This window comes from Corynebacterium sp. HMSC08D02 (assembly GCF_001807505.1).
In the GTDB taxonomy this organism is placed as follows: domain Bacteria; phylum Actinomycetota; class Actinomycetes; order Mycobacteriales; family Mycobacteriaceae; genus Corynebacterium; species Corynebacterium pseudogenitalium.
The window spans coordinates 88,642-113,139 of sequence record NZ_KV789252.1 but is presented as its reverse complement, the minus strand read 5'-3'; the positions used below and the strand labels follow the sequence as shown (position 1 = coordinate 113,139).

Here is a 24,498-nt window from a genome sequence, read left to right as displayed (position 1 = left end):
AACGTGGTTGAATAAGGTTTATGAATACTCCCCCATTTTTGAAGAATCTGCCACAAGACGTTGCCCAATGGATCCTGCCAGTCCTCACAACACTGATTTCGCTGGCCGTCGGACTTGGCATCATTGCCTCAAGTGGCCAGCTTGGCAGCTCAAAGGTAGACGTGCCGAGCGTTGGCACCGACGCGCCGAAGGAGGCAGTGCCAGCGACTGGTGAGGCGCTCACCACCGCACTGAACACCACCTGGGCACCGCTGCCGTTGTATGACGGCGCTACTGTCCAATTTGTCAAGGAAGATAAGGGCTACGTGCTTGTAGGCGGTCCATGCAACGGCTACGGCGTCGGCTTCACCATTGACGAAGCAACTGGTGCGGTCTCCACGTTCAAGACGCCGACGACGAGGAAGGCATGCCCGTCTGAGGACACCATCTGGGAAAACACCACCAGCGACTTGCTGAAGCAGACCACGAGCCTGAAGGTGCTCGGCCAGGATAAACTCTTCGCAGTTGGTCCTGAGGGAACACTGGAGCTTGTTGTAAAGAACTAAGCCCCGCACCCCTATTTATGCGTCCGGATCGGAGTCAGGAGCTGACCCCGCCGGGCGCATTCTTTGTGAGAGCACCCTCGTTACACCATCACCGCGCATGGTGACACCGTAGAGCACGTTCGCCACATTCATGGTCGGCTTCTGGTGCGTGATCACAATGAGCTGCGAGTCCTGCCGCAGCTCCTCGAGCAGCGCGATCAATCGGCGCAGATTCACGTCATCGAGCGCTGCCTCCACCTCGTCCAGCACGTAGAACGGGCTCGGGCGCGCTCGGAAAATCGCCACCAGAAACGCCAGAGCAGTCAGCGACTTCTCCCCACCTGAAAGCAGTGACAGCCGCTTGACGCGCTTGCCCGGTGGACGCGCCTCAATCTCGATGCCGGTGAGCAGCATGTCATCTGGTTCCGTGAGTATCAGGCGGGCTTCCCCACCGGGAAACAGCGTATGGAACACACGTGGAAACTCCTCCTCCACGTCGTGCCATGCATCCGTGAAGAGCTGCAGGATGTGGGCGTCGACATCCTCGATGACGTCGAGCAAGTCCTTTCGAGCCTGAATCACATCGGCAAGCTGGGTAGAGAGGAACGTATAGCGTTCCTCAAGCGCCTTAAACTCTTCGAGAGCCAGCGGGTTCACCTTCCCCAAAGAGCGCAAGTCTTTTTCGGCCTGGCGCAGTCGCTGGGTCTCAGTGGACTCGTCAAAGTCTTCTCCCGGCGCGAAGTTCGCGAGCAAGTCATCGACCGAAATACCGAGCGACTCGACGATCTTCTGCTGAGCTTCCTCAAGACGCACCTTCGCCTGCGACCTTGCAATGTCTGCGGCGTGCGCGCGGTCACTCAACCGATTCAGCTGCTGACGAGCAGCGCTGACCTGCGATCGCTCTTGTTGAATCCTGCCCTGCAGCGCAGCAAGCGTGCGCTGCAGCTCATCGCGCTGCGCGGTGGCTCGTTGTAATGCATCCTGGACTCGCGAGATCAGTGCCTCCGTGTGTTCCTTCACGGCTCCGGCGAGCAGGGCCTGGGACCGCCGACGTGCAACGGCTGCGTCATGACGCGCTTTTGCCTGGCGCTCGTTTTCCGCCTGGCGCCGCAACGCATCGCCCTTCCCCGCAATTGTCTGAGCGCGCTGTTGCGTCTCACGAGCAGCGAGAACCGCTTCCAGTTCGATCGCCTTCGCCTGCGTCAGTTGCTGGGATGCAGCATCACGGGCCTCGGGCGAAGGGCCTTCCGCAGCAGGAGTGTCGTCGATGCGAGAAAGACGCTCCTGGGTTTCCAGCAGTTGCTCACGGCGCTGAGCGAGCCGCTGCTCTGCCTCCTCAAGCTGCTGCGCGGCACGGACGCGCTCTTGCTCGGCCGTGTCCGATTGCGCAGCCAAGCGCTGATGCTCACGCTGCCACGAAGCAACCTCGGTGTCGTGCTCGCGCAGCGCTGCCTTCGCCGCCGCAACATTCACCCGCGCGTCCTCGGCTGCGAGCTGCGCTCCCTCAAACGTGCCCGAGAGCTCCGCCAACGCGTGCTCTGCGGTGCGTAGGTCTCGCTGTGCGGCTTCAACCTGCGCACTCACCTCGACCGTAGACGCGCTCGCGATGCCTACCGACATCCAGCCTTCGCCGAATAGTGCCCCCTCTCGCGTCACAGCACGCAGTCGTGGGTCTGCCTTCACGACGTCCACGCCCTCCTGCGGCGTCTCCACTACAACAACGTCTGCTAACAGGCGCGCCACGGGGCCCGCGACCGAAACGTCGACGTCGAGGTGGTCGAGGAGCCAGTCATAGCACCCGTCGGTTTCAACACGCCACAGCGCGCCGCCGACTGCCTCAACGATGCTGGCACGATCTGCAGATTGCAGCTGCTCCACAACGTCCAAGTCGCGCTCGCCCACCAATGCCTCACTGAAGCCACCCAGCGCGGCAGCCAGCGCTCCTGCCAGGTCAGCAGGAGCCTTCACCAGTGATGCAAGCGCGGGATAGCCCCCGAGCATCTCCTCCGCGGTACGTGTTGGCATTTGGTGCTGCAGCGTCTCTATCTTCGACTGCAGCGTAAACACCGCCCGCTCATGCTCGCGTTGCTGCATCTGTAGCTCCTGAAAGCGCTGCTCGGCGGCAGTGAGCTCTGAGCTTGCTTGCTCGTACTCATGGACGAGTGGCCCTCGGCGGGCTTCAAGCTCAGCAATCTTCTCCGCTACCTCCTCGGCTTCGCCGCGGGCGCTGTGGGCCCGCTCGCTGCTGAGTGAAAGCTGCTCTTCAAGCCGGGTTGCCTCTTGCTCACCTCCGAGCACGGCCTGCTGGTGCGCCTCCTCTTGCGCCACCAGCCGCACAACGCCCTCACGGCGATCCGCTACCGCCTGAATCTGCGCCACGTGTTCGCGTTCAGCTTCATCGAACGCAGCCTGGTATTCGGCAACGTCTTCCCGAACAACCTCAAGTCGCTCCGCGGCTTCCTCGGCAGCCTCAATGGCCACCTCATATTCTTCGTCCGCTGCTGCTGCCCGAGCGAGCAGCTCCTCTGGGTCTTGCCCGTGGTACTCAGTCTGCGTGTTCAGGTTGTGCGCGCGTTCCTGTGCGATGCGCAACGTCGCGTTCGCCCGTTCCTCGAGAGATGACAGTGCAAACCAAGTTTCCTGTGACTCCTGGGCACGCGGCTGTACCTCCCGTTGTTCTTCCTCGAGCTGCGCGTACTGTTCCTCAGCGCTCTCGAGCGACGCGGTCACGGTCTCGACCTGTTCTTCGAGCAGCTTCGCACTCTCGTCACTTTGTGCATGCGCTGCCTGCAGCGTGACCATCTGGTGGCCGGCGAGGCGGAGCCGGGCGTCGCGAAGCGTGGCTTGCACAGTCGCGGCGCGCTTCGCGGCTTCGGCCTGGCGCTCCAGCGGCTTGAGCTGCTTGCCAAGCTCATCTGTCAGATCCTGCAACCTGTCGACGTTGCCTTGCATCGACTGCAGCTTGCGCTGTGCCTTCTCTTTACGACGTCGGTGCTTCAGCACACCCGCGGCTTCCTCAATGAACGCTCGGCGCTCCTCAGGGCGCGATTCCAAAATCTCAGACAGCTTGCCCTGCCCGACGATGATGTGCATCTCGCGGCCAATACCGGAGTCCGACAACAGCTCCTGAATGTCCATCAGCCGGGCTTTCGAGCCGTTAATTTCGTACTCGGAGGCTCCATCACGGAACATACGTCGCGTGATCGCAACCTCCGTGAAGTCCACTGGAAGGTGCTTATCGCTGTTGTCGAAGGTGAGTGTTACCTCTGCGCGCCCTAGTGGCTTGCGGTCCCCCGCTCCCGCGAAGATGACATCCTGCATCTTCCCACCGCGTAGATTCTTCGCACCCTGCTCCCCCATCACCCAGGCAAGCGCGTCGACGACGTTCGATTTACCTGAGCCGTTCGGTCCGACAACAGCGCAGATGCCGGGCTCGAACTTCATCGTCGTTGAAGAAGCGAAGGACTTGAAGCCCTTCAGCGTCAACGATTTCAAATGCATTGTGGTGAGTTTACCGTTCGTGGAAGCCTTCCGCCCCACGGGGCTCACCGTATTGCGCGACGACCGTGTCCACGCGGCCCGGTCGCCGTTGTGAGGAGGGTTGCTCCTCCAGCAGCCGCCTCAGATTCTCGACGTCCCCCTCGTCGCCTTCCGCGACCACTTCAACGCGGCCGTCGACAAGATTCTTCGCATACCCCTGTAGGCCGAGCTCCAAGGCCCGGCAGCGGGTCCACCAGCGGAACCCGACGCCTTGAACGTGCCCGTGCACAAACGCGGTCATACGAATGGTGGCCATCGGCTACTTCAAACCGCCCTGCTCGTTGTCTTCACCTACGGCGCGGGCCTCGGAAGCCGTGATGCGGTCCTCCAGGCTGCGGCGCGTGACCGGGTCGGAGCCGTCCCAGAACTCTACGTTCTTGACCTCAGGCATCATGTCGCGGTGGAACACCGGGTCGATGCCCTGGACGCGCTGCTCGTTGTAGTTCTTGAGCAGCTTGATGGCGACACCCGCAAGCGGGACGATCGCGATGATGTTGATGATGGCCATCGTGCCCGCCATCGTGTCGCCAAGCGACCACACCAGCGGAATCGAGCCGAACGCTCCGAAGAACACAAAGACGATGACACCGCAGCGGAAAACGTTCAGCACCGTCTTCGAGTCCGAGAGGTACTCAATATTCGCCTGCGCAAGGTAGTAGTTACCGATCACTGACGAGAACGCCAGGAAGAAGAGAATGAACGTGATGAAGTGCGTGCCCCACGCACCCACCGTTGCCGCCAAGGCGGACTGTGTCAGCGATGCACCCTGTACATCATCCAAGCCGTAGTTGATCTCAGGGCCGAGCAGCACGACGAACGCCGTAATCGAGCACACAACGAGGGTGTCGAAGTACACGCCGAGCGTCTGCACCAGTCCCTGCTTCACCGGGTGCGATACCGTCGCAGTAGCCGCTGCGTTCGGAGCGGACCCCTGGCCGGCCTCGTTCGAGAACAGACCACGGCGCATACCCCAGACAAACGCCATACCCAGCGTCGCACCACCAACCTGCTTCAGCCCCAGGGCGTGGCCGACGATCAGCGCGATCATCCCTGGAACTTCCTGAATGTTCAGAATGACTACCAGCAGGCCAACCAGGATGTAGGCGACCGCCATGAAAGGAACGACGACCTGCGTGAAGTTCGCGATACGGGTCACACCGCCGAAGATGATGGCAGAAGTCAGGGCAGCAAGGATCACTGCCACAATCAGCTTCAGCGTCATCGAGTCGGAGCCAACAGAACCGCCGACGGCCTCAACGATGGAGTTCGTCTGAATTGCGTTGTACACAAAGCCATAGGTGAACGAGAGCGCGACAGCGAAGATCACGGCGAGCGGGCGCCACCCGAGTCCGCGCGTCATGTAGTAGGCGGGACCACCGTGGTAGTTGCCGCTTTCGTCTTTCGTCTTCCACAGCTGTGCGAGCGTGGACTCAACGAACGCGGTAGCGCCACCCACAATGGCGATCATCCACATCCAGAACACTGCGCCAGGCCCGCCAACCGAGATCGCGAGAGCGACACCAGCGATGTTGCCCGTGCCCACGCGGGAAGCAGCGGAAATGGTAAACGCCTTGAACGCAGAAATACCGCCGTATTCTTCGTCCAAATCGCGCCCGTCGCGGTCTTTGCCCTTCGGGGTCTCAGTGACCGCCTTGAACATTTCCGGAAGCAGTCGGACCTGTACGAACAAGGTACGTAGCCCGAAGTAGACACCCGCAGCAAGCAGGAGCCACGGGACAATGTCCCAGATGATGCCGTTGAGAGTTCCGTCAATGAACTCGGTTGCTTTTTCCATGCGGAGAATCCTAGTCGCAATGACAGGATTATTCGCGATTTTGCTCAGGATCCTGGCATGTTGGGCAGTAATAACTCGTCCGCTGGTTCACGACCGTCTTCACAATGGCGTCCCCGCAGCGGGCGCAAGGTTCACCCGCGCGCCCGTAGGCATTCAGCGAGCGGGCAAAATACCCCGAGGCACCATTGACGTTCACGTACAAGGAGTCGAAGCTCGTTCCGCCTTGGGCGAGTGCACGCTCCATGACGTCACGTGATGCGTCGAGAAGCTCGACCGCACTCTCCTGAGCGAGTGTATCTGCCCGTTGCCACGGCGCGACTCGCGCGGCCCACATCGCCTCGTCGGCGTAGATGGAGCCAATACCGCTCACCACGGCTTGATTGAGCAGCACCGTTTTGACGGCCGATCGCTTTTTACGCATCAACGCCGCAGTTTCGTCAACATCGAAACCCGCCTCGAAGGGATCCATCGCGATGTGGCTCGCGAGTTCAGGGATACCGTCGACGAGCTGGCAGTATTGCCACGAGCCGAACGTGCGCTGATCCACGAAGACCAGTTCCACGTCGCCCATCCTGGCGCGAATCCGCGCGTGTGGACTGTCCACGCTGCCCGGCGCGGCGACCAGCATCTGTCCGCTCATCCTGAGGTGTACCAGGAGGCAGCCCCCGTCGGAGAGGGTGAGCCAGAGGAATTTGCCGCGACGTCCGGTACCAGTGACGCGAAGCCCAGGCAGGATCGTTGTGAGGTCGACGGTGCTGTCCCTGACTGCTCGGGGATGCGCGACCTCGATACTGTCGAATGTCCTGCCAACAATGTGCTCGTTCAGGCCCCGACGCACGACCTCAACTTCCGGCAGTTCGGGCATCAGCTACGCCTTGTCGTGGGTCTGCTGCTCAAGAACGAGCGCTTCCGGGTGCTTCTGAAGGAACGCCACTGCTTCCCTGGCTGCTTCTTGCTCGGCGAGCTTTTTGTTGTGCGCCACTCCACGTCCGCGGTTTTCACCAAGAATGATCGCGTACGACGTAAATTCGAGGTCGTGCTCGGGGCCTTCAGACGTCGTTTCGTACTCGACCATTGGGATGCCACGTTCCGCGAGGCGTTCCTGCAGCACAGTCTTCCAGTCTTGCCTGTGGCCGTGTGCCGTCGCGTTGTGGAGCTTCTCGTGGAAGAGCTTAAGAATTACGTCGCGGGCTGCTTCGAATCCGTGCTGCCGATAGATCGCGCCAAAGAGCGCCTCCGTCGTATCGGCGAGGATGGACTCTTTGTCCCTGCCACCGGTATGCAACTCGCCTTTTCCAAGCAGCACGTACTTACCAAGCTCGATGCCACGGGCGACATCCGCCAACCCGTAGCGTGACACAATTGAGGCCCGCATCGGGGAGAGCACCGACTCGGAGCTCGAAGGGTAGATCTCGAAGAGCTTCGTGGCTACGGTCAGACCGAGCACTGCGTCTCCGAGAAACTCAAGCCGCTCGTTATTTGGCAGGTAGTCGTGCTCGTTGGCAAAGGAGCGATGCGTCAAGGCGAGTCGCAACAGTTCGTCGTCCAGCTCCACACCCAGCCACTCGAGCAGAGGCGCATGGTCTACTTCGGAGAACGCGCTGTTCCACGCTTCTTCGCCGCTGACGCGATTCTTCTTTGAACGTCGGCTCATAGGAACTTCTCCAATCCAGCCCAGCGCGGATCCACCGCGTCGGTTGCTTCGCCGCTGATGCCGTCTGGTGCCGGAACGTCGCTGTCTTCGGGGCATGCAGGCTGGCAGGTCGGGTTAAACGGCAGTGTGAGGCCAGCTTCGTCGACGAAGGCCTGCTCGAGATCAACCGTTTCTTCCACGATGCGCATGATCTCATCCCCGGATCCTGCGTCTTCCTCTACTTCTTCATCACCCTGGATGAAGTCGTCGCCGTTAGAAAACACCTGGGAGACACGCAGCGTTTCCGTCGGCTGCAGGGTGCGCAGGCAGCGTACGCACTGCCCTTCCAGTACCGCGGTCACGGTGGCGTCGACCATCACGCCAGAACCGAGCGGGGTCACGGTAGCGTCGACGGCCACCTCCTGGCCTTCCGGAATTGCGATCATCTCCGGCCCGATGCGGGAAGGAGCTGGGCCCACGTTGTGGACAACTACCGGCATGCCGTCGCCGTGCAGAGCGTCAGCTACTTGAATAATGAAAGGATTTTTAGCCATAGCAACCCAAACTCTACATCGGTTTTCTTCCGGAAGTGCTACCTGGTTTTCTCTTGTGCGTTCCTAATGCTCGCCGTAGTCGTAACGCTCCGCGCGTTGGCTGCCGCCTGAGACGCCGGCGCCACGCCGGAGCGCAGAACGGTCCTTAGATACTGTGCGAAGCACTGCGGAAAGTGACTCCTCAAACTCCGCAAGCTTGGAATCCACAAACTCGTCGCACTCCCCGCGCAGACGCGAGGACTCCGCGTGCGCCTGCTCGACCAGGCGGTGCGCCTCCTCGTCTGCGCGACGCATGACCTCTGCCTCGGAAACAAGGTGTTCCTGCTGCGCCAAGCCCTCATCAATTGAGCGCTGGTATTCTTTCTGACCGTTTTCAACCAGGCGCTGAGCTTCTTCCTGTGCTCGCGCCACGGTGGCTTCCGCGTCTTCGCGTGCGCGGCTGACCATATCGCGGGAGTCCTCTTCAGCGTTGGTCACCAGCATGGTCGCGTGGGACTGGGCGTCGTCAATCATTTCTTGAGACTGCTCGTTTGCCTCATCCATAATGTGCTTCGCGTCTGCATTGGCTTGAGCCACCAAATCGTCCGCGCGTTCCTGTGCACCATGCAAGATAGCGTCCTGCCGGTCGAGGACATCTTGAGCGTCGTCCATCTCATTCGGGATTGCGTCACGAATATCGTCTAACAGCGCAAGCACTTCGTTGCGCGGCACGAGGCAAGAGCTTGATATTGGCACGCCGTAGGCCTGCTCGACGATTTGGACGAGTTCATCAAGTGCTTCAAAAACGCGATACATGTCGGTCATCGTACCCGAGAACCACTGCGCTGAGTGTGCAACACAACGGAAGGTATGCACTACACTTTGCCCTCATGGATGAAGCATTGCGTACCCCAACCACAGTCACCATCGCCCCAGACGCATTCAAAGGCACGGCGTCGGCTGAGCAGGCCGCAACGTGGATCGGAGAAGGCGTCCGCGAGATATTAAAGGACGCAACCATCAAACTCGCCCCAATGGCCGACGGCGGCGAAGGCACCTCCGAACTGTTCAAGGGCGAGCGCATCACCCTGCCCACCACGGACGCCGCGGGGCGCCTCACGGAGGCTACCTACACCTATGATGCCGCTTCAACCACAGCGTTTATCGACGTCGCTGCCGCCTCTGGGCTACCCGCCGTCGCAGATTCACCAGTTCCGTTGACCGGCGATACCTACGGCACCGGAGTGCTCATCGCCGACGCACAAACCCGTGGCGCAACACGGATCGTGCTCGGCTTGGGCGGCTCGGCAACCACCGATGGTGGCACCGGCATCCTCGTAGCCCTTGGCGCCAACCCCGTCGACGCTGAGGGCTATCAACTCAAGCCTGGCGGCGGCAACCTCGAGCGCCTCGCGGACCTCGATACCGCAAAGGTCAACATTCCCGCAGGCGCGCTCGACTGGGTACTACTCACCGATGTGGATTCGCCCGCCACGGGACCGGAAGGCTCCGCCACTGTATTTGGACCTCAGAAGGGCGCTTCCGAAGAAGACGTGGCCAAGCTCGACCGCGGGCTGGCCAGGCTGTGCGAAGTAGCAGGTCTCGACCCCACTACTCCGGCCTTCGGGGCTGCGGGTGGAATCGCGATCGGCATCACCTGGCTATCAACGCTCCTGCACGGCGATGCCAGCCACGTCTCCATCTCCCCCGGTGCGCCCGTCATCGCGAACGCCAGCGGGCTCGCAGATCTTATCGCACAGTCCGGACTCGTCATCACCGGCGAGGGACGCTATGACGCCCAAACCGCCGCTGGCAAGGTTGCCAGCACGGTAAGCGACCTTGCCGCTGATGCAGGTGCTGTCTGCGTAATTGTGGCGGGTAGCTTCGACGCCGAACCCGCTGGTGAAGCAATCGCAGTCCCCCTTGAAAACATCGCTGACACCAGTGAGCAACTCCGCCGCGCAGGCCGCGAGGCGGCGATTCATTACCTGAACACCTCGACGGTCCAGGGGTAAAGCGCAGGCGTCTCAAACTGGTCTTGCTGCTCCAACGCGACGGGGTCTGATGGAAGCTGCGCTCGCGGGGTCAGAATCCGCGACAGGCCCATCGCCAGGCTGTTCAGGCTCCTCGCGCCTTCAACCTCGATGTCGTAGCGCTGGAGGGCGGCACCCTCTTCTTCAGCCGAGACCTGCCTGTCCTGCACGTATGTTGCTTCCAGTTCCTCGGTGACCTCGCTAGGCAACGCTACATGCGGGGTGTACACAACATTTCCGGCAGTGAGTTTTTCGCGCCGCACCAAAATATCGATTGCGCGCTGGTACGCCTCCGCCAACTTTTCTGCCGACGCATCGGGGGCCAGCACATGGAACTGAATGATCGCCATGACGAACAGGCTAATACACCGGGGAGTAACGTAGCAGGTATGACTTTTCCAGTGCACTCGTATCGTGACGCCCTGACGACCATGGCTGACGGCACGATCAAGCAAGTCAACCCATTTTCCGGCACCGAGGTTTGGACGGTCCCAGGCAGAGGAAACCGGCCCCTTTCCCACCCCTCAGGAACCCCGCACCCGCTCAGCGATTCCGACTTTCACGAGCACTGCAACTTCTGTGACGCCCACCAGCTTCGCACCCCACCAGAGAAGTCACGCATGGTTCGCACCCGGGATGGTTGGGAGATCGTCCGCAACGCGATGCCCGAAGAGCTCGACGCCACCACCGCCGAGTTCCGCCGTGTACCGAACCTCTTCGAGATAGTCTCCTACGACTACTGGGCAAAGAACTACGGCTACAGCATGCCCCAGTCTCAGCAGGAACACATGGACCGCTACCTCGCGGACCCCGCCGGCAAGGCCCACGTCCTCGACATCGTTCGCACCCGCCTCAAGGCCTCCGGGGAGAATCCCGACCGCGACGAGGCGTCACTCTTGGAGATCGCGCCCGCGTATTTCGGCGGCGGTCACGACGTCATTATTGCTCGACGCCACTTCGTCGACGGTGCCACCGACGACACACAGCTAGCAAGCTCCGGAACACTCACCGAAGACGAGCACGGGGCTTTCTTCAAGTTCACAGTTGATTCCCTCCACGACCTCGTCGTAAAGAATCCCTACTCCCCGTACGTCGTGGTCTTCCAAAACTGGCTTGCGCCTGCTGGCGCCTCCTTCGACCACCTGCACAAGCAGCTCGTCACCGTCGACGCGCGTGGCGTGCAGGCCGAGATGGAGATTGCAAAGCTGCGCCAGAACATCAACATGTACAACGAATGGGGAGTGAACTACGCGTTCTACCACAACCTGGTGATCGCGGAGAACGACTTCGCAATCGCCATCGCAGGCATCGGGCACCGCTACCCCACTGTCTCCATCTATTCCAAGTCCGCAACCTGCGCACCTTGGGAGCAGTCGGAGCAGGAAGTGCGCGGTCTGTCGGACCTCGTGCACGCGATCCACGCAGCGATGGGACCTGAGGTCGCGTGCAACGAGGAGTGGCACTACCGGCCTGTGGATCTGGACCTTCCGATGCCATGGAGAGTGAACATTAAGTGGCGTATTTCTACACTCGCGGGGTTCGAAGGCGGCACTAAAATCTACGTCAATACGCTTTCCCCGTTTGATGTTCGTGACAAAATGGTGGACAAACTCTACCGACTCCGCGATGCCGGGAATGTGACAAAGTCGCTGCGTATTGCCACAGAATGTGCCCCGTCACGCAACTCTCTCCTCTACAACCCAGTCCTTTAGACCAAAGTTGTTTATACCTTCCTCCCAAAAGACTGGTATTACTTAATGTGATGGTAGTTAAGCAAGCACGTGCGGAGTGACGCACAGAGGGACGTACATGATCAACATCAACGATATTCTCAACAGTTACGTCGTTGACGAATCGTGGCAGCGTGCATTCTACGAATTCATGCACACCACGCCCGAGCTATCGATGCAAGAAGAGGAGACGCACCAACGGCTCCTCGCCGAACTTACCCAGTTCGACTGCGAAGTAATTGCACCGATTGGGGGCTACGGAATCTGTGCGGTCTTCCGCAACGGTGACGGGCCAACTGTACTGTTCCGTGCCGACTTCGATGGGCTCCCAGTTACGGAATCTACCGAAGTTCCATACGCTTCAAAGAAAAAGGTGCGTCTTGAGGACGGCACGAGCGTCGGCACCATGCATGCTTGCGGCCATGACATGCACACCACGGCACTTCTCAGTATGTGCAGTTTTATGGACAACACCCGCCACGCCTGGCGTGGGACGTTCATTGCACTGTTTCAACCAGGAGAAGAGCTGGGGGTAGGGGCAGAAGCGATGGTCAATGACGGACTTCTGGAACGCATCCCACGTCCTGACGTCTGCTTTGGCCAGCATGTGATGCCCGGACCTGCGGGAACCGTGATGTCAAAAGCGGGTCCCCAGTTCGCGGCATGTGACTCCATCAGGATTACGATCCCGGGGCGAAGTGCGCACGGCTCTATGCCACACAACGCCATAGACCCAACGTTTACGGCAGCGATGATCATTGCCCGCCTGCAAGGTCTCGTGGGCCGGGAAGTCGATCCTTCTGACTTCGCAGTCGTCACCGTTGCCAGTTTGCACGCTGGAACGACGAACAACATTATCCCCGACTCCGCGGAACTCGTACTCAACTGTCGCTTTTATCAAAACAAGACAAAAGAGCAGATGTACGCCTCCATCGAGCGGGTTGTTCGCGCAGAGGTGCAAGCATCGGGTGCCACCGAAGCGCCTACGTTCGAGTACTTCGCTCACGGAGAACTTATGAGCAATGACGCCGAGGTGTACGCAAAGGTCCGCCAGTCTTTCGACGAGGTTTTCAAGCATGAGTCTGCTGAAGCCGACCGAAAGACAGTGTCTGAGGACTTCCCAGTCATCCCCCTGGCATTTGACGTGCCGTACTTCTACTGGCTTATCGGGTGCACCCCGAAGGCACAGTGGGATGAAGCCGTTGCGGCAAATAGAGTCGCGGAAGACATTCCAGTCAACCACATGCCGACCTTCTTGCCGGACTACGCACCCACGGTGAAAGCAGCTACCAATGCCGGACTCACGGCAGTTCTGACGTATCTTGCTCAGCCATAGCGCAACGCCGTTCCGGCTGAGCACGACGCATTCCAATTCGACACATCAAGAGATCTGAGGTTTTTATGAAGAACACTGTAGGAACATCGGTACCGGCACTGCAGGACACTGTCGCCGGCCATGTTCGTGGTTTCTCTGGACGCAGCCCGCAGGCATCCACCAATAACAAGTTTTGGACTGGCCTCTCGGCCGCCGTTGTGGAGCAGATTGCCGACAAGTGGGATGCAACCCAAAAGGCCTACTCGGCTACTCGTCAGCAGGCGTACTTCTCCGCAGAGTTCCTGCAAGGCCGTGCACTGCTGAACAACCTCACGAACCTGGGCATGGTGGAAGAGGCTGAGGCTGCAGCAGCAGAGCTCGGCCACAACCTGACCGATGTCCTCGAGGCAGAGCACGATGCCGCGCTGGGCAACGGTGGCCTTGGCCGCCTCGCAGCGTGCTTCCTGGACTCCGCAGTGACGCAGGACTACCCAGTCACCGGCTATGGCCTGCTCTACCGCTACGGCCTGTTCCGCCAGGAGTTCGTCGATGGCTTCCAGAAGGAACACCCAGATTCCTGGAAGGAATCGTTCTACCCGTTCGTTGTTGAGCGCACCTCCCAGCAGCGCATCGTGAAGTTCGACGACATGACGGTTCGAGCAGTACCGTTCGACATGCCGATTACCGGCTACGGCACCGATAACGTTGGTACCCTTCGTCTGTGGGACGCATCCCCAATCCACGAGTTCGACTACGATGCGTTCAACTCGCAGCGTTTCTCCGACGCCATCCTGGAGCGCGAGGCTGTCCACGACATCACCCGCGTGCTCTACCCGAACGACACCACGTACGCTGGCAAGGTGCTCCGCGTACGCCAGCAGTACTTCTTCGTCTCTGCTTCGCTGCAGGAGATGATCGACAACTACATCGAGCACCACGGCGAGGATCTGAGCAAGTTCCACGAGTACAACTCAGTGCAGCTCAACGACACCCACCCGGTGCTGGCGGTTCCGGAACTCATGCGCCTGCTCATGGATGAGCACGGCCTGGGCTGGGATGAGGCGTGGAACGTCACCACCCAGACCTTCGCGTACACGAACCACACCGTGCTCCAGGAGGCTCTGGAGACTTGGGACGAGTCCATCTTCAAGCAGCTGTTCTGGCGTATCTGGGAAATTGTCCTGGAGATTGACCGCCGCTACCGCCTCGACATGGAGTCCCGTGGCATTGGCCCGGAGGACGCACACCACTACTCCCCAGTCCACGACGGCAAGGTGCACATGGCGTGGATCGCCTGCTACGCCTCGTACTCCGTGAACGGCGTGGCTGCGCTGCATACCGAGATCCTGAAGCGTGACACGCTCAACTACTGGTACTCCATGTACCCAGAGCGCTTCAATAACAAGACCAACGGTGTCACCCCACGTCGCTGGCTGCGTATGTGCAACCCGCGTCTCTCATCCCTGCTCGACCGCCTGTCTGGCTCTGATGAGTGGACCACGGACCTGTCCAAGCTGAAGGAGCTGCGCAAGTACGCTGATGATCCTGCAGTGCTCAAGGAACTGCGGGAGATCAAGGCTGCTAACAAGCAAGACTTCGCTCGTTGGATCGAGCAGCGTCAGGGTTCGGTCATCGACCCGGACTCCGTCTACGATACGCAGATCAAGCGTCTGCACGAGTACAAGCGCCAGCTGATGAACGCTCTGTACATCATCGACTTGTACTTCCGTATCAAGGAAGACGGCGAGACCGACGTACCGAAGCGCACCTTTATCTTCGGCGCGAAGGCTGCACCTGGTTACACGATGGCAAAGGGCATCATCAAGCTCATCAACGCCATCGGCGAGCTGGTGAACAACGACCCAGTCGTCTCGAAGTACCTGCATGTGGTCTTCGTGGAGAACTACAACGTCTCCCCTGCTGAGCACATCATCCCGGCAACGGATGTTTCCGAGCAGATCTCGACGGCCGGCAAGGAGGCATCGGGCACCTCGAACATGAAGTTCATGATGAACGGTGCGCTGACCTTGGGCACGATGGACGGCGCAAACGTGGAAATCGTTGACGCTGTCGGTGAAGAGAACGCCTACATCTTCGGCGCTCTCGAGGAGGATCTGCCTGAGCTGCAGCGCTCCTATGACCCGAAGGCTACCGCCGAGCAGACCCCAGGCCTGCACCGTGTGCTCAACGCACTGGTCGACGGCACCCTGGACGACTGCGGCACCGGCGCGTTCCACAACATCCGTGCTTCCTTGCTCGAGGGCTTCGGCTTCGACGAAGCCGACGTCTACTACGTGCTGGGTGACTTCGCGGACTACCGCGAGACCCGCGACCGCATGGCCAAGGAGTACTACGAGGACCCAGATGCATGGGCACGCAAGTGCTGGATCAACATCTGCGAATCCGGTCGCTTCTCCTCTGACCGCACGATCCGCGATTACGCGAACGAGGTCTGGAAGATCGAGCCGACGCCGATTAACTAGCCTGTAGCTCCTACTACAAAAGGCCTGCCGCTGTTGCTTCGCGGCAGGCCTTTTATATGTCCCCATGTATTTAGCGAGCTACAAGCCGAGATGAAAAACACCCCGGAGCAGCTGCCCGGGGTGTTCTCCGATTTGGAACTTAGTCTTGTTCCTCTTCCTTCTTCTTCGACCAGTAAGCCTCCTCGCCCAACTGGTGGACGTGGACCGTGTTGGTCGAGCCTGCAACTCCTGGAGGAGTACCTGCAACCATCACCATGGTGTCATTCTCCTGGTACTCATCCATCGCCAGCAGGTACTTGTCAACGGTGGCGATCATGTCATCCGTGCTGTGCACCGGCGGGCACAGGAAGGTCTCCACGCCCCAGGTCAGTGCGAGCTGCGAGCGAACCTCCTGCTTCGGAGTAAACACGAGCAGCGGCAGGTCTGGGCGCAGGCGCGCAACGCGTCGAGCGGTATCGCCGGTCGCGGTGAACGCCACGATTGCGCGTGCATGCAGACGGTTTGCCACATCGTTCGCCGAGTAGGAGATCACACCACGGCGGGTACGCGGGATGTGGTTCAGAGGCGGCACCTTGTCCATAGCCTCAGCGGAGCGGACAATGCGGCTCATCGTGCGGACCACGTTGTGCGGGTCAACGCCAACGGAGGTCTCACCGGAGAGCATGACGGCGTCTGCACCGTCGAGCACGGCGTTCGCAACGTCGGAAGCCTCAGCACGCGTCGGACGCGAGTTATCAATCATCGAATCCAGCATCTGCGTAGCGACGATGACCGGCTTCGCGTTTTCACGAGCGATCTGGATGACGCGCTTCTGCACACCTGGAACAAGTTCAAGCGGAATCTCAACGCCGAGGTCGCCACGGGCAACCATCACGGCGTCGAATGCCAGGATGATTGACTCCAGGGCGTCGACTGCTTCTGGCTTCTCCAGCTTCGCGATGACTGGGACACGACGGCCAACTTCGTCCATGATCTCATGAACCAGGTCAACATCTGCCGGCGAGCGCACGAAGGACAGCGCGACGACGTCGACACCCATCTTGAGTGCGAACCGCAGGTCCGCCTTGTCCTTCTCGGACAACGCCGGGACGGAGATGTCCATCCCCGGCAGGGAAACACCCTTGTTGTTGGAAACAGGGCCACCTTCGGTCACGCGGCAGACAACGTCGTTGCCGTCGACTTCGACACAGACCAGACCGACCTTGCCGTCGTCGACGAGCAGGCGGTCGCCCGGCTTCGCGTCCTTGGCGAGGTTCTTGTAAGTCGTCGAGACTCGGTCGTGCGTGCCTGGCACGTCATCGACTGTGATGCGGACCGTTTCGCCCGTCTCCCAGACGGTGGCGCCTTCTTCAAAGCGCCCAAGACGGATTTTCGGACCCTGAAGGTCGGCGAGGATGCCAACTGCGTGTCCCGTTTCATCGGTGGCTTCGCGGACCCAGCGGTAGTTCTGCTCGTGGTCCGGATAGTCGCCGTGGGAGAAGTTGAGGCGGGCGACATCCATGCCGTCGCGCACAAGTCCGAGGATTGCTTCTTTGCTGGCCACAGCAGGGCCAAGCGTACATACGATCTTTGTTCTTCTATCCACGAGATCCAACCTAGTAGCGATTCAACAATTACCGGTGGTTTCAAGGCCAGATAGTGTGTGAATTCTCCACTGCCGTATCGTGTGGCCTATCTTCCACTTCGGATACCACCCTACCCCGAATCACGATTCGTATCATCATTATCGTTGTGAACGAGTTCTTTCTCGGCTTCTCTCCCACGTGGCAATAGGAAGAAAATCCCAAGTGAAACAACAAAAAGCAGGCCTGAAACCCACGTGTTCACACGCAACCCCAAAATTAGTGTTGCGGCGTCAGTACGCATCAACTCGATTGCAAATCGGCCCATCGTGTAGCCAGCAACGTATAGCCAAAATACTCTGCCGTGTCCGAGCCTGAAGTGCTTATCTGCCCAAAGCAGGAAAGCAAACACAAGCAGATTCCACACCAACTCGTAGAGGAACGTCGGGTGAACGCTCGCGATGACCTCACCGGTAGAACGCCCTGTCAGCGGAGCGAACGCCCCTTGCTCGTCAACGCGGTAGTAGATATCCAACGCCCACGGTACCGTCGTTTCAGCACCATAGAGTTCCTGATTGAACCAGTTCCCAAGGCGCCCCACCGCCTGGGCCAACACGATGCCTGGCGCCAGCGCATCCGCAACAGGCCCAACAGCAATCTTCTTCCACCGCAGCAGCAACCACACGCTCGCCGCGCCCAGTGCGACTGCGCCCCAAATGCCCAGTCCTCCAGCAGTAATGTTCAGAGCTTGTAGGGGATCTTTCCCGGGGCCGAAATACTTCTCGTGGTCCGTCAGCACATGGTAGAGCCGACCACCAACAATGCCCATTGGGATAGCGACGATCGCCGCGTCCCAAATCACGTCGGGATCACCACCACGCGCACGATAGCGCCGCGTGCCCACCCACATTGCAAGCAGGATGCCGGTGATGATGCACAGCGCGTACGCCCTCACCGGGAGCCAGCCAATGTGCCACACACCCTGTGGTGGCGAGGGAATGTTTGCCAGAATCGTAGTTTGCACGCCCCCTAGTGTGCCTGATTATCGGCGGGAAGCGCACGCGGGGTGTCGCCCGGCAGTAGCAAGAGAAGGAATAGCCGCTTCAGCATTCGCCAAAATAGCGTCTGCTCCTGCAGCGGCGACGTTAAACAGATCACGCGGAGTCAACACATCCGCCATCATCACCACCCGGATCTTGCTCGGAAGGCCTGCAACAAGCTCACCCAGCGCGAAGTGATCAGTCTCCCCCGATGGACGTTTCGGTGGCACAACAGCCAACACCGATGCACCCGCCCGAAGCGCACGTGCCGCCTCCTCAGAGCCTCCGACTCGTACGAAGGCCGACATGCCAAGCGTCTCCGCTCTATCTAGCAACGCCTCCAGTCGCGGCTGCTCAAGAATATCTGCGCGAAGCACAAGCGCATCGGCTCCATAGCAGCGAGCCTCGTGCACTTGGTACGGATCAACAATCGTATCCAAGCTCACCACCGGTATATGCACTGCTGCCCTCGCTGCGTCCATCTCAATGTTCGCGACCTCACGGCCAAACAGCGCACCCGAACACGCGAGCAGCTGCGCCCCCTGCATCTCAAGCTCCACTGCGGCAAGTGCCGCTCGGTGAATCCGCTGCTGCGTAGTCCGGACGCCGTGCTGGTTGTACTGTACCTGGGCAATAATTGCGCATCCGTCTGAGTCAACGGCCGCGTATGCGTCGCGCGCAGATGCAGCTGCCCGCGAGCGATCCTTCACCTCTTGGAACGACACCAAGGACTCACGGCGCGCGACCTGCCGCTGCACTGCAGCGAAGAGATCGCTGTGTACATCCGTGGCACACATACTCGCCTCCCGCGTGACTCCGAGGTGAAAGCCTATTGTTGCAGTTGCCAGCGTAGCCCGCGCGTATTTAGTTCATGAAATTTCACGGGGGTATACCGAATATTTATCGGCGTGCCTCATCATCCGTAGGGTCAATTCCGGAGTCCAAGGCATCCCACATCACGCGCCCAGAGTCCGGCCGAGCTTCGAGATCTTCACCGAGCTTTTCACGGCGCACAGCCTCTGTCTCATACTTGTTGAGCTTCGCGGAATCTACACCGGGCCGCATTACTACCGTGAGCGCTCCAATAAGCCCCAGGAGCGCCCCCAAGATGACCAGGTAAATGCCAGCGCTATGCTGCTGCACCTGTGTGATCTCCGCCCACGCGGCAATCGCCCCGTCACTGGCTGCTCCTCCCTGCTCCCCGCTTCCGGCACTCAGCAGTGTGTGCAAACGCTCCAAGTCAGGCTCGGCTAATAAGGTTCGCAAGCCCGATACGCCGGCGCCCACAGCGCCTAGTGCGGCCACCACACCTACTATTCGACGCCCAACTCGCCGCAGCGCGAATATCGCAATCATTGCAACGATCAGAATGAGCGCCACTGCCGCGATCTCCGTAGACCACATTGAACCATCGACGGTAGTGGTACTGGCTCCAGCGCGGTCGTCGAAAACTTCGACAGTAAACCAGTCCATCCTGGACCCCACCCACGCCAGCGCGCCACCGACGCCCACCAGCAGTGCGCCGACGCGGTTCGCCGTATTCACCTAGATATCCTCCAACAGCAGATCTGCATCGAAGCACGTACGGTCCCCCGTATGGCAGGCACCATCCGTCTGGATCACCTTCACCAGCAAGGTGTCGCCGTCGCAGTCGAGGCGCACCTCGCGGACCTCTTGCACAGCGCCACTGGTGAGCCCTTTTACCCAGTATTCGTTACGGGAGCGAGAGAAGTACGTCCCTCGTCGCGTTTCCAGCGTGTACGCCAGCGCCCGCTCATCCATCCAGGCCATCATGAGGACCTCACCGGTGTCAGCAGCCTGCACCACGGCGGGAACCAGGCCGCGGTCGTTCTTCTTCAGCCGAGCAGCAATTGCAGGATCCAATACGGCATCTTCTGGGCGTAGTTCAGTCATCAGCGAACCTCAAAGCCCTCATTCCGAAGCGCATCCTTTACTTCCGCGATGCTCACTTCGCCGAAGTGGAAGATCGACGCCGCAAGTACGGCGTCTGCGCCCGCTTTTACTGCTGGCGGGAAGTCTGCAGCCTTGCCAGCGCCACCGGAAGCAATCACCGGGATGCTTACCGCTGCTCGAACCTTCTCCAACAGCTCGAGATCGAACCCTTCCTTGGTCCCATCTCCGTCCATCGAGTTCAGCAAGATTTCCCCCACACCCAGGTCTTGTCCAGTGCGAGCCCACTCCACCGCGTCGAGACCAGCCGAACGCGTACCACCGTGCGTGGTCACTTCAAACCCAGACGGCTGCGGAAGCCCACCATTCGGCACGCGACGCGCGTCGACAGACAAGACAATGCACTGCGCTCCAAACTTCTCGCTGAGCTCACGCAGTAGCTCTGGCCGGTGAATCGCCGCTGTATTCACACTGACTTTGTCCGCGCCAGCACGCAACAACTCAGAGACGTCTTCGACGCTTCGAACGCCTCCGCCAACGGTCAACGGGATAAATACCTGCTCTGCGGTCTTACGGACGACCTCAAGCATCGTTCCACGGCCCTCACGCGACGCGGTTACGTCCAAAAAAGTAAGCTCATCAGCGCCTTCCAGACCGTACCGCTGAGCAAGTTCTACGGGATCACCAGCGTCCCGCAGGTTTTCAAAATTTACGCCTTTTACTACCCGCCCGTCGTCCACGTCGAGGCAAGGAATCACACGGATTGCAACAGACAAGGTAATTACCCTCCATACATGTTTTGTGCCACGCTACTCCAGCCCGCAAATACGTTCCGGAAACTACATACTACCGCGAAGCACTCTGCCTATCAGGGCTTTCAAAGCACCGTTGGACCGTCGCGAGCGCAGTCGCATGGGCAGCATTCGTACCAATGACAGCCCCCATCGACGACATCTCCCATGGCTGCCCGTACACGTCAGTCACCGTCGCGCCCGCGCAGCGACCGAACAAGACACCGGCCGCGTTATCCCACACGTGCGGGGAGAAACTCACGCTGGCCTGGAACACACCCGACGCCACAAACGCCAAGTCCACGCCCACTGAGCCAGTCATGCGTGGTCGCAGTGAGGTGGAAGCCAATTCACCGACGAAGGCCAATCGGCCTTCCGCTGGAAACGCAGCGCGATCATCCGAACTAACGGTTGCAACGCCTACCTGAGCGGCCGTCGTCGAAGGATCAACGCCCTGTGGGAGCGCAGGCAATGGGTCGCCGTCAAGCACAACGGGCTCACCCGAGATCGCATGCATGCGGTGCCCCAGCAATGGCATGTCGGTCACCGCGACGACCGGTTGGCCGTCGATAAGGAGCGCTACCAAGATCGCGCACATCGGGTTGCCACACGAGTAGTTCGAGGTGCCGTCGATAGGATCGAGCACCCAGCACGCCTCAGCGTTGAGGTCCCCGCCGTGTTCCTCCCCAAACACGGGGATACCGGTCGCTTCCGTCAAGCGTTTCCTCAGCAACGTTTCAATCGCGAGATCCGCTTCCGTGGCAAAGTCACCTTCGCCCTTAAAGAGCGCTGGAGCTGCACCGATATGTGTTCGAAAGAGCTCGGCGGCTTCATCGACCGCCGCTAACGCAATAGCTCGGTATGCCTGCAGATCCCGCACGCTGTTTACTCGCCCTTCGATACCTTTGCGATGGCCTCCAGCGCCTCACTCAGCGTGAAGCGCTTCTCGTAGAGAGCCTTGCCGATAATGACGGAGTCGATCCCTTCATCGGTATACCGGGCCACTTCTACGACGTCGTCGAGAGTCGCGATTCCGCCCGAGGCAGTAATCTGTGCGTCCGTCGCTGCGGCGACCTCCCGCAACAGTGCAACATTCGGCCCCGCTAGCGTGCCGTCCTTGCTCACGTCGGTCACCACGAAACGGCTGCAACCAGCGGCATCGAACCGCTCCAGAACCTCCCACAGATCACCGCCGTCGGACGTCCAGCCGTTCCCCTTCGTGCGCCACTCACCATCAGTTTCACGCACCGCGATATCAATCGCGATCTTGTCGCCGTAGCGCTCAATTGCCTTACAGGTCCACTCCGGATCCTGTAGCGCCGCGGTACCAATATTGACGCGCTTCGCTCCGGTGGCAAGGGCCCGCTCCAACGTGGCGTCGTCACGAATACCACCCGTGAGCTCGACAGCGATACCCAGCTTCGCAGTGATATCCGCCATCAACTCATGGTTCGAGCCACGCCCAAACGCGGCGTCCAAATCCACGAAGTGCAGCCACTGCGCCCCCTGCTCTTCCCAGCGACGAGCAGCCTCCAGGGGATCCCCGTAGCTCTTCTCCGTCCCAGCTTCCCCCTGGTCAAGCCGCACGGCCTGACCTTCAACAACATCAACAGCAGGCAACAAGGTAAAAGTCATGGTGCTCATCTTATCCAATCTAACTCAGCCAGGTTCGGCGCTTGCTACAGAGTCTTCACCCAGTTTTCCAGGAGATGAAGTCCTGCGTCACCAGACTTCTCAGGGTGAAACTGCGTCGCCCAGAGCGGACCATTTTCGACGGCAGCCACAAACTTATCTCCACCGTGCTCCGACCAGTGCACAAGTGGCGGCGCAATGAACTCATCCGCTTTCAGCGTCCATTCGCGAACGCCGTACGAATGCACGAAGTAGAAGCGCTCGTCTACATTAATGCCATCGAACATGCGCGAGCCGCCAACTATGTCGACGGTGTTCCACCCCATGTGTGGAAGCACAGGAGCCTGGAGCTTTTCAACGGTCCCCGGCCACTCTGCTAGTCCAGCGGTATCAATGCCATGCTCGACTCCATGCTCAAAAAGGATTTGCATACCAACGCAGATACCCAGCACAGGACGACCACCTGCAAGGCGCTGTCCGATGATGCGCCCGCCTTGCATCGCCTGCAACCCACGCATGCATGCATCAAACGCGCCAACCCCCGGCACTAACAGGCCGTCAGCCTCCACCGCGATCGCCGGATCGGCAGTAACGCTGACGCGCGCACCAACTTGTTCTAGCGCACGCTGAGCGGATCGGATATTTCCTGCCCCGTAGTCGAGCAGCGCAACATGGGGTTGTGGCATGTCGTTAGCAGTCATGAAGACTAATTCTAGCGCCCGTTCCGCCGATAAAGGCGCGGGGGCTGAACATTTTTCAGCCGCACGGACAAGTTATTAACTTCGACGACGCGGTGCTTGCCCAGCTGCCTATCCAGCAACGTAATAACTACGCCAATAAGGATCACGGCCGCCGCAAGACCAAACATCGGAGTAAACATCATCATTGTCAGCAACATGCCGTACATCGTCGACCCCAGACCTGTTCCTCCGTCGAATGCGATATTCCAAATCGCAGAGGCCTCAGAGCTCTTCGAACGGGGCAAGCGATAGAACATCAAGGTGAGCGCCTCGTTCTGTACCGCGCCGAATCCAACACCGTAGATCAACGCTGCCAACGCCATCCACCACACCGGCAGATCAAGAAGCAGAATGAGCGCGATGAGAAAGACACCACCTGCAGCAATGAACTGGCACGGAATGAGAATGCTGCCTGGGTATCCCTTGCGGTCCATGACCTGACCCGCTGCGTACCGCGACAACATAGAAGCGAAGTTCATCACGCCCAGCATCACACCGCCAAGCGCCGCTCCCTTGGCCGGATCGAGATCGCGCATCGCCGCGGGAAGGAAGTTAGTAATTGCGCCATACGCTGAGGTGACGAACATCAAGGCCATGCCCGGAACAAACACAAGCCGCCACATCGGTACGTGCACGTGCGCCACGCTCAACTCATCGCGGTCCGCTTGTGGCACAGCTGGGATGAACATGCATGCCACCAACGAAATGAGGCCTACGCCCGCTGCAATGTAATACACCGCGTTATACCCAATGACGTTGACCAGGGCGAGGCCCGTCGGCAAGCCGACCATCTGAGACAAGCCCACCATGATGCCCAGCGTGCCGGTCGCCCGCCCCAGCAAGCGACGCGGTACCAACTCAGCGACGACGGCTGCCTCCGCTACCGTCAGCGCGCCAAACCCAACACCGCGGATCGCGCTCACAGTCAGCACTGTTCCGGCTTCCATTCCCAACGCGTAGGCGAACGCCGGAACACCCAAGAGCAAAGAAGACAGCCCCATAATCAGGCCAAACCCGAACTTACGCAGCAGCGCAGGTGTCGCCATCTGTGTAAGCACTGTAGCGAGCATGAACACACCGGTGGTAAGCCCGGCCAGCGTTTCGGTTCCTCCTGCATCGAGCACCGCCGTAGGAATCACCGGTAGCAGCACCGCCCATGCGGCGAACGCTGCCATCACCGCGAGCAGGACGGGCTTCATGCCGCGTGCCTTCCAAACGCTCGAGACCGAGTTAATT

At 59.9% G+C, this 24,498-nt stretch carries 23 protein-coding genes; 5 read left to right on the top strand and 18 right to left on the bottom strand.

The features are described 5' to 3' along the window. The first annotated feature begins 20 nt into the window (after window positions 1-20). Window positions 21-545, top strand: coding sequence for an META domain-containing protein (locus HMPREF3170_RS07420; protein WP_070362267.1), 525 nt, complete (start codon window positions 21-23; stop codon window positions 543-545). A 15-nt stretch (window positions 546-560) separates the two neighbouring features. On the opposite strand, the gene smc is transcribed toward HMPREF3170_RS07420, so the two are convergent. The 7 genes from smc to HMPREF3170_RS07385 all read right to left on the bottom strand — a co-directional run bounded on the left by smc (window position 561) and on the right by HMPREF3170_RS07385 (window position 8,841). Continuing rightward, entirely contained in the window at window positions 561-4,025 is a 3,465-nt protein-coding gene (gene smc, locus HMPREF3170_RS07415; protein WP_070362266.1) for a chromosome segregation protein SMC, read from the bottom strand. 10 nt (window positions 4,026-4,035) lie between these two features. Next, the gene (locus HMPREF3170_RS07410) at window positions 4,036-4,320 is read right to left on the bottom strand and encodes an acylphosphatase (protein ID WP_070478851.1); all 285 of its coding nucleotides are present in this window, start codon (window positions 4,318-4,320) and stop codon (window positions 4,036-4,038) included. A gap of 3 nt (window positions 4,321-4,323) precedes the next feature. Continuing rightward, the gene (locus HMPREF3170_RS07405; RefSeq protein WP_070362264.1) at window positions 4,324-5,859 is read right to left on the bottom strand and encodes an alanine/glycine:cation symporter family protein; all 1,536 of its coding nucleotides are present in this window, start codon (window positions 5,857-5,859) and stop codon (window positions 4,324-4,326) included. Between the two features lie 28 nt (window positions 5,860-5,887). After that, window positions 5,888-6,724: a bifunctional DNA-formamidopyrimidine glycosylase/DNA-(apurinic or apyrimidinic site) lyase gene (gene mutM / locus HMPREF3170_RS07400; RefSeq protein WP_070478850.1), complete on the bottom strand. Its 837-nt coding sequence runs from the start codon at window positions 6,722-6,724 to the stop codon at window positions 5,888-5,890. Window positions 6,725-6,727: 3 nt separating this feature from the next. Further along, the gene (gene rnc, locus HMPREF3170_RS07395) at window positions 6,728-7,513 is read right to left on the bottom strand and encodes a ribonuclease III (protein WP_070478848.1); all 786 of its coding nucleotides are present in this window, start codon (window positions 7,511-7,513) and stop codon (window positions 6,728-6,730) included. Further along, window positions 7,510-8,046, bottom strand: a complete 537-nt coding sequence (locus tag HMPREF3170_RS07390) for a YceD family protein (RefSeq protein WP_070362261.1) — start codon at window positions 8,044-8,046, stop codon at window positions 7,510-7,512. Before HMPREF3170_RS07390 ends, rnc begins: the two co-directional genes overlap by 4 nt. A 63-nt stretch (window positions 8,047-8,109) precedes the next feature. Next, window positions 8,110-8,841 (bottom strand): DivIVA domain-containing protein, encoded by a 732-nt coding sequence (locus tag HMPREF3170_RS07385; protein ID WP_070363481.1) that lies wholly within the window; start codon window positions 8,839-8,841, stop codon window positions 8,110-8,112. Window positions 8,842-8,915: 74 nt separating this feature from the next. On the opposite strand from HMPREF3170_RS07385, the gene HMPREF3170_RS07380 reads away from it, so the two are divergent. Beyond that, the gene (locus HMPREF3170_RS07380; protein ID WP_210385510.1) at window positions 8,916-10,040 is read left to right on the top strand and encodes a glycerate kinase family protein; all 1,125 of its coding nucleotides are present in this window, start codon (window positions 8,916-8,918) and stop codon (window positions 10,038-10,040) included. Here the strand turns inward: HMPREF3170_RS07380 and HMPREF3170_RS07375 are convergent. Beyond that, window positions 10,010-10,408: a hypothetical protein gene (locus tag HMPREF3170_RS07375; protein ID WP_070362260.1), complete on the bottom strand. Its 399-nt coding sequence runs from the start codon at window positions 10,406-10,408 to the stop codon at window positions 10,010-10,012. The two genes, HMPREF3170_RS07380 and HMPREF3170_RS07375, sit on opposite strands and share 31 nt — an antisense overlap. A 39-nt stretch (window positions 10,409-10,447) precedes the next feature. Between HMPREF3170_RS07375 and HMPREF3170_RS07370 the strand changes: the two genes are divergently transcribed. The 3 genes from HMPREF3170_RS07370 (at window position 10,448) to HMPREF3170_RS07360 (ending at window position 15,586) form a co-directional block, all read left to right on the top strand. Further along, window positions 10,448-11,770: a DUF4921 family protein gene (locus HMPREF3170_RS07370; RefSeq protein WP_176754849.1), complete on the top strand. Its 1,323-nt coding sequence runs from the start codon at window positions 10,448-10,450 to the stop codon at window positions 11,768-11,770. Window positions 11,771-11,867: 97 nt separating this feature from the next. After that, complete coding sequence (locus HMPREF3170_RS07365) at window positions 11,868-13,124, top strand: amidohydrolase (protein ID WP_070362259.1); 1,257 nt, start codon at window positions 11,868-11,870, stop codon at window positions 13,122-13,124. Window positions 13,125-13,189: 65 nt separating this feature from the next. Then, on the top strand, window positions 13,190-15,586 hold the full coding sequence (locus tag HMPREF3170_RS07360) for a glycogen/starch/alpha-glucan phosphorylase (RefSeq protein WP_070478846.1): 2,397 nt from the start codon (window positions 13,190-13,192) through the stop codon (window positions 15,584-15,586). A 139-nt stretch (window positions 15,587-15,725) separates the two neighbouring features. Here the strand turns inward: HMPREF3170_RS07360 and pyk are convergent, their stop codons facing one another. From pyk to HMPREF3170_RS07310, 10 genes are all read right to left on the bottom strand, one after another. Continuing rightward, window positions 15,726-17,171, bottom strand: coding sequence for a pyruvate kinase (pyk, locus tag HMPREF3170_RS07355; protein WP_070478976.1), 1,446 nt, complete (start codon window positions 17,169-17,171; stop codon window positions 15,726-15,728). Window positions 17,172-17,281: 110 nt separating this feature from the next. Continuing rightward, complete coding sequence (gene lgt / locus HMPREF3170_RS07350) at window positions 17,282-18,172, bottom strand: prolipoprotein diacylglyceryl transferase (RefSeq protein WP_070478844.1); 891 nt, start codon at window positions 18,170-18,172, stop codon at window positions 17,282-17,284. Between the two features lie 18 nt (window positions 18,173-18,190). Beyond that, window positions 18,191-18,985, bottom strand: a complete 795-nt coding sequence (locus HMPREF3170_RS07345) for a hypothetical protein (RefSeq protein ID WP_070478842.1) — start codon at window positions 18,983-18,985, stop codon at window positions 18,191-18,193. A gap of 103 nt (window positions 18,986-19,088) precedes the next feature. Next, window positions 19,089-19,733: a TIGR02234 family membrane protein gene (locus HMPREF3170_RS07340; protein ID WP_070362255.1), complete on the bottom strand. Its 645-nt coding sequence runs from the start codon at window positions 19,731-19,733 to the stop codon at window positions 19,089-19,091. Next, a complete protein-coding gene (hisI, locus tag HMPREF3170_RS07335; protein ID WP_070362254.1) occupies window positions 19,734-20,102 on the bottom strand; it encodes a phosphoribosyl-AMP cyclohydrolase in 369 nt (122 codons plus the stop codon). It abuts the gene before it with no gap. After that, complete coding sequence (hisF, locus tag HMPREF3170_RS07330; protein ID WP_070478840.1) at window positions 20,102-20,875, bottom strand: imidazole glycerol phosphate synthase subunit HisF; 774 nt, start codon at window positions 20,873-20,875, stop codon at window positions 20,102-20,104. Before hisF ends, hisI begins: the two co-directional genes overlap by 1 nt. Window positions 20,876-20,945: 70 nt before the next feature. Further along, the gene (locus HMPREF3170_RS07325; RefSeq protein WP_070478839.1) at window positions 20,946-21,770 is read right to left on the bottom strand and encodes an inositol monophosphatase family protein; all 825 of its coding nucleotides are present in this window, start codon (window positions 21,768-21,770) and stop codon (window positions 20,946-20,948) included. Window positions 21,771-21,775: 5 nt separating this feature from the next. After that, window positions 21,776-22,525 carry a bifunctional 1-(5-phosphoribosyl)-5-((5-phosphoribosylamino)methylideneamino)imidazole-4-carboxamide isomerase/phosphoribosylanthranilate isomerase PriA gene (gene priA, locus HMPREF3170_RS07320; protein ID WP_070478837.1) on the bottom strand — a complete coding sequence of 250 codons (750 nt, stop codon included), beginning with the start codon at window positions 22,523-22,525 and terminating at the stop codon, window positions 21,776-21,778. Window positions 22,526-22,569: 44 nt separating this feature from the next. Further along, window positions 22,570-23,223: an imidazole glycerol phosphate synthase subunit HisH gene (hisH, locus tag HMPREF3170_RS07315; protein ID WP_083290915.1), complete on the bottom strand. Its 654-nt coding sequence runs from the start codon at window positions 23,221-23,223 to the stop codon at window positions 22,570-22,572. 11 nt (window positions 23,224-23,234) lie between these two features. Then, window positions 23,235-24,461: an MFS transporter gene (locus tag HMPREF3170_RS07310; RefSeq protein WP_083290931.1), complete on the bottom strand. Its 1,227-nt coding sequence runs from the start codon at window positions 24,459-24,461 to the stop codon at window positions 23,235-23,237. Window positions 24,462-24,498 lie beyond the last annotated feature (37 nt).

Coding starts and splice junctions, on each gene's coding strand:
- HMPREF3170_RS07420 (WP_070362267.1), top strand. CDS start 21: ATGAATACTCCCCCATTTTTGAAGAATCTGCCACAAGACGTTGCCCAA.
- HMPREF3170_RS07370 (WP_176754849.1), top strand. CDS start 10,448: ATGACTTTTCCAGTGCACTCGTATCGTGACGCCCTGACGACCATGGCT.
- HMPREF3170_RS07390 (WP_070362261.1), bottom strand. CDS start 8,046: ATGGCTAAAAATCCTTTCATTATTCAAGTAGCTGACGCTCTGCACGGC.
- priA (WP_070478837.1), bottom strand. CDS start 22,525: ATGACTTTTACCTTGTTGCCTGCTGTTGATGTTGTTGAAGGTCAGGCC.
- HMPREF3170_RS07375 (WP_070362260.1), bottom strand. CDS start 10,408: ATGGCGATCATTCAGTTCCATGTGCTGGCCCCCGATGCGTCGGCAGAA.
- rnc (WP_070478848.1), bottom strand. CDS start 7,513: ATGAGCCGACGTTCAAAGAAGAATCGCGTCAGCGGCGAAGAAGCGTGG.
- hisH (WP_083290915.1), bottom strand. CDS start 23,223: ATGACTGCTAACGACATGCCACAACCCCATGTTGCGCTGCTCGACTAC.
- hisI (WP_070362254.1), bottom strand. CDS start 20,102: ATGACTGAACTACGCCCAGAAGATGCCGTATTGGATCCTGCAATTGCT.
- HMPREF3170_RS07410 (WP_070478851.1), bottom strand. CDS start 4,320: ATGGCCACCATTCGTATGACCGCGTTTGTGCACGGGCACGTTCAAGGC.
- HMPREF3170_RS07365 (WP_070362259.1), top strand. CDS start 11,868: ATGATCAACATCAACGATATTCTCAACAGTTACGTCGTTGACGAATCG.
- mutM (WP_070478850.1), bottom strand. CDS start 6,724: ATGCCCGAACTGCCGGAAGTTGAGGTCGTGCGTCGGGGCCTGAACGAG.
- HMPREF3170_RS07360 (WP_070478846.1), top strand. CDS start 13,190: ATGAAGAACACTGTAGGAACATCGGTACCGGCACTGCAGGACACTGTC.
- HMPREF3170_RS07405 (WP_070362264.1), bottom strand. CDS start 5,859: ATGGAAAAAGCAACCGAGTTCATTGACGGAACTCTCAACGGCATCATC.
- HMPREF3170_RS07385 (WP_070363481.1), bottom strand. CDS start 8,841: ATGTATCGCGTTTTTGAAGCACTTGATGAACTCGTCCAAATCGTCGAG.
- HMPREF3170_RS07380 (WP_210385510.1), top strand. CDS start 8,916: ATGGATGAAGCATTGCGTACCCCAACCACAGTCACCATCGCCCCAGAC.
- HMPREF3170_RS07310 (WP_083290931.1), bottom strand. CDS start 24,461: ATGAAGCCCGTCCTGCTCGCGGTGATGGCAGCGTTCGCCGCATGGGCG.
- HMPREF3170_RS07345 (WP_070478842.1), bottom strand. CDS start 18,985: ATGTGTGCCACGGATGTACACAGCGATCTCTTCGCTGCAGTGCAGCGG.
- smc (WP_070362266.1), bottom strand. CDS start 4,025: ATGCATTTGAAATCGTTGACGCTGAAGGGCTTCAAGTCCTTCGCTTCT.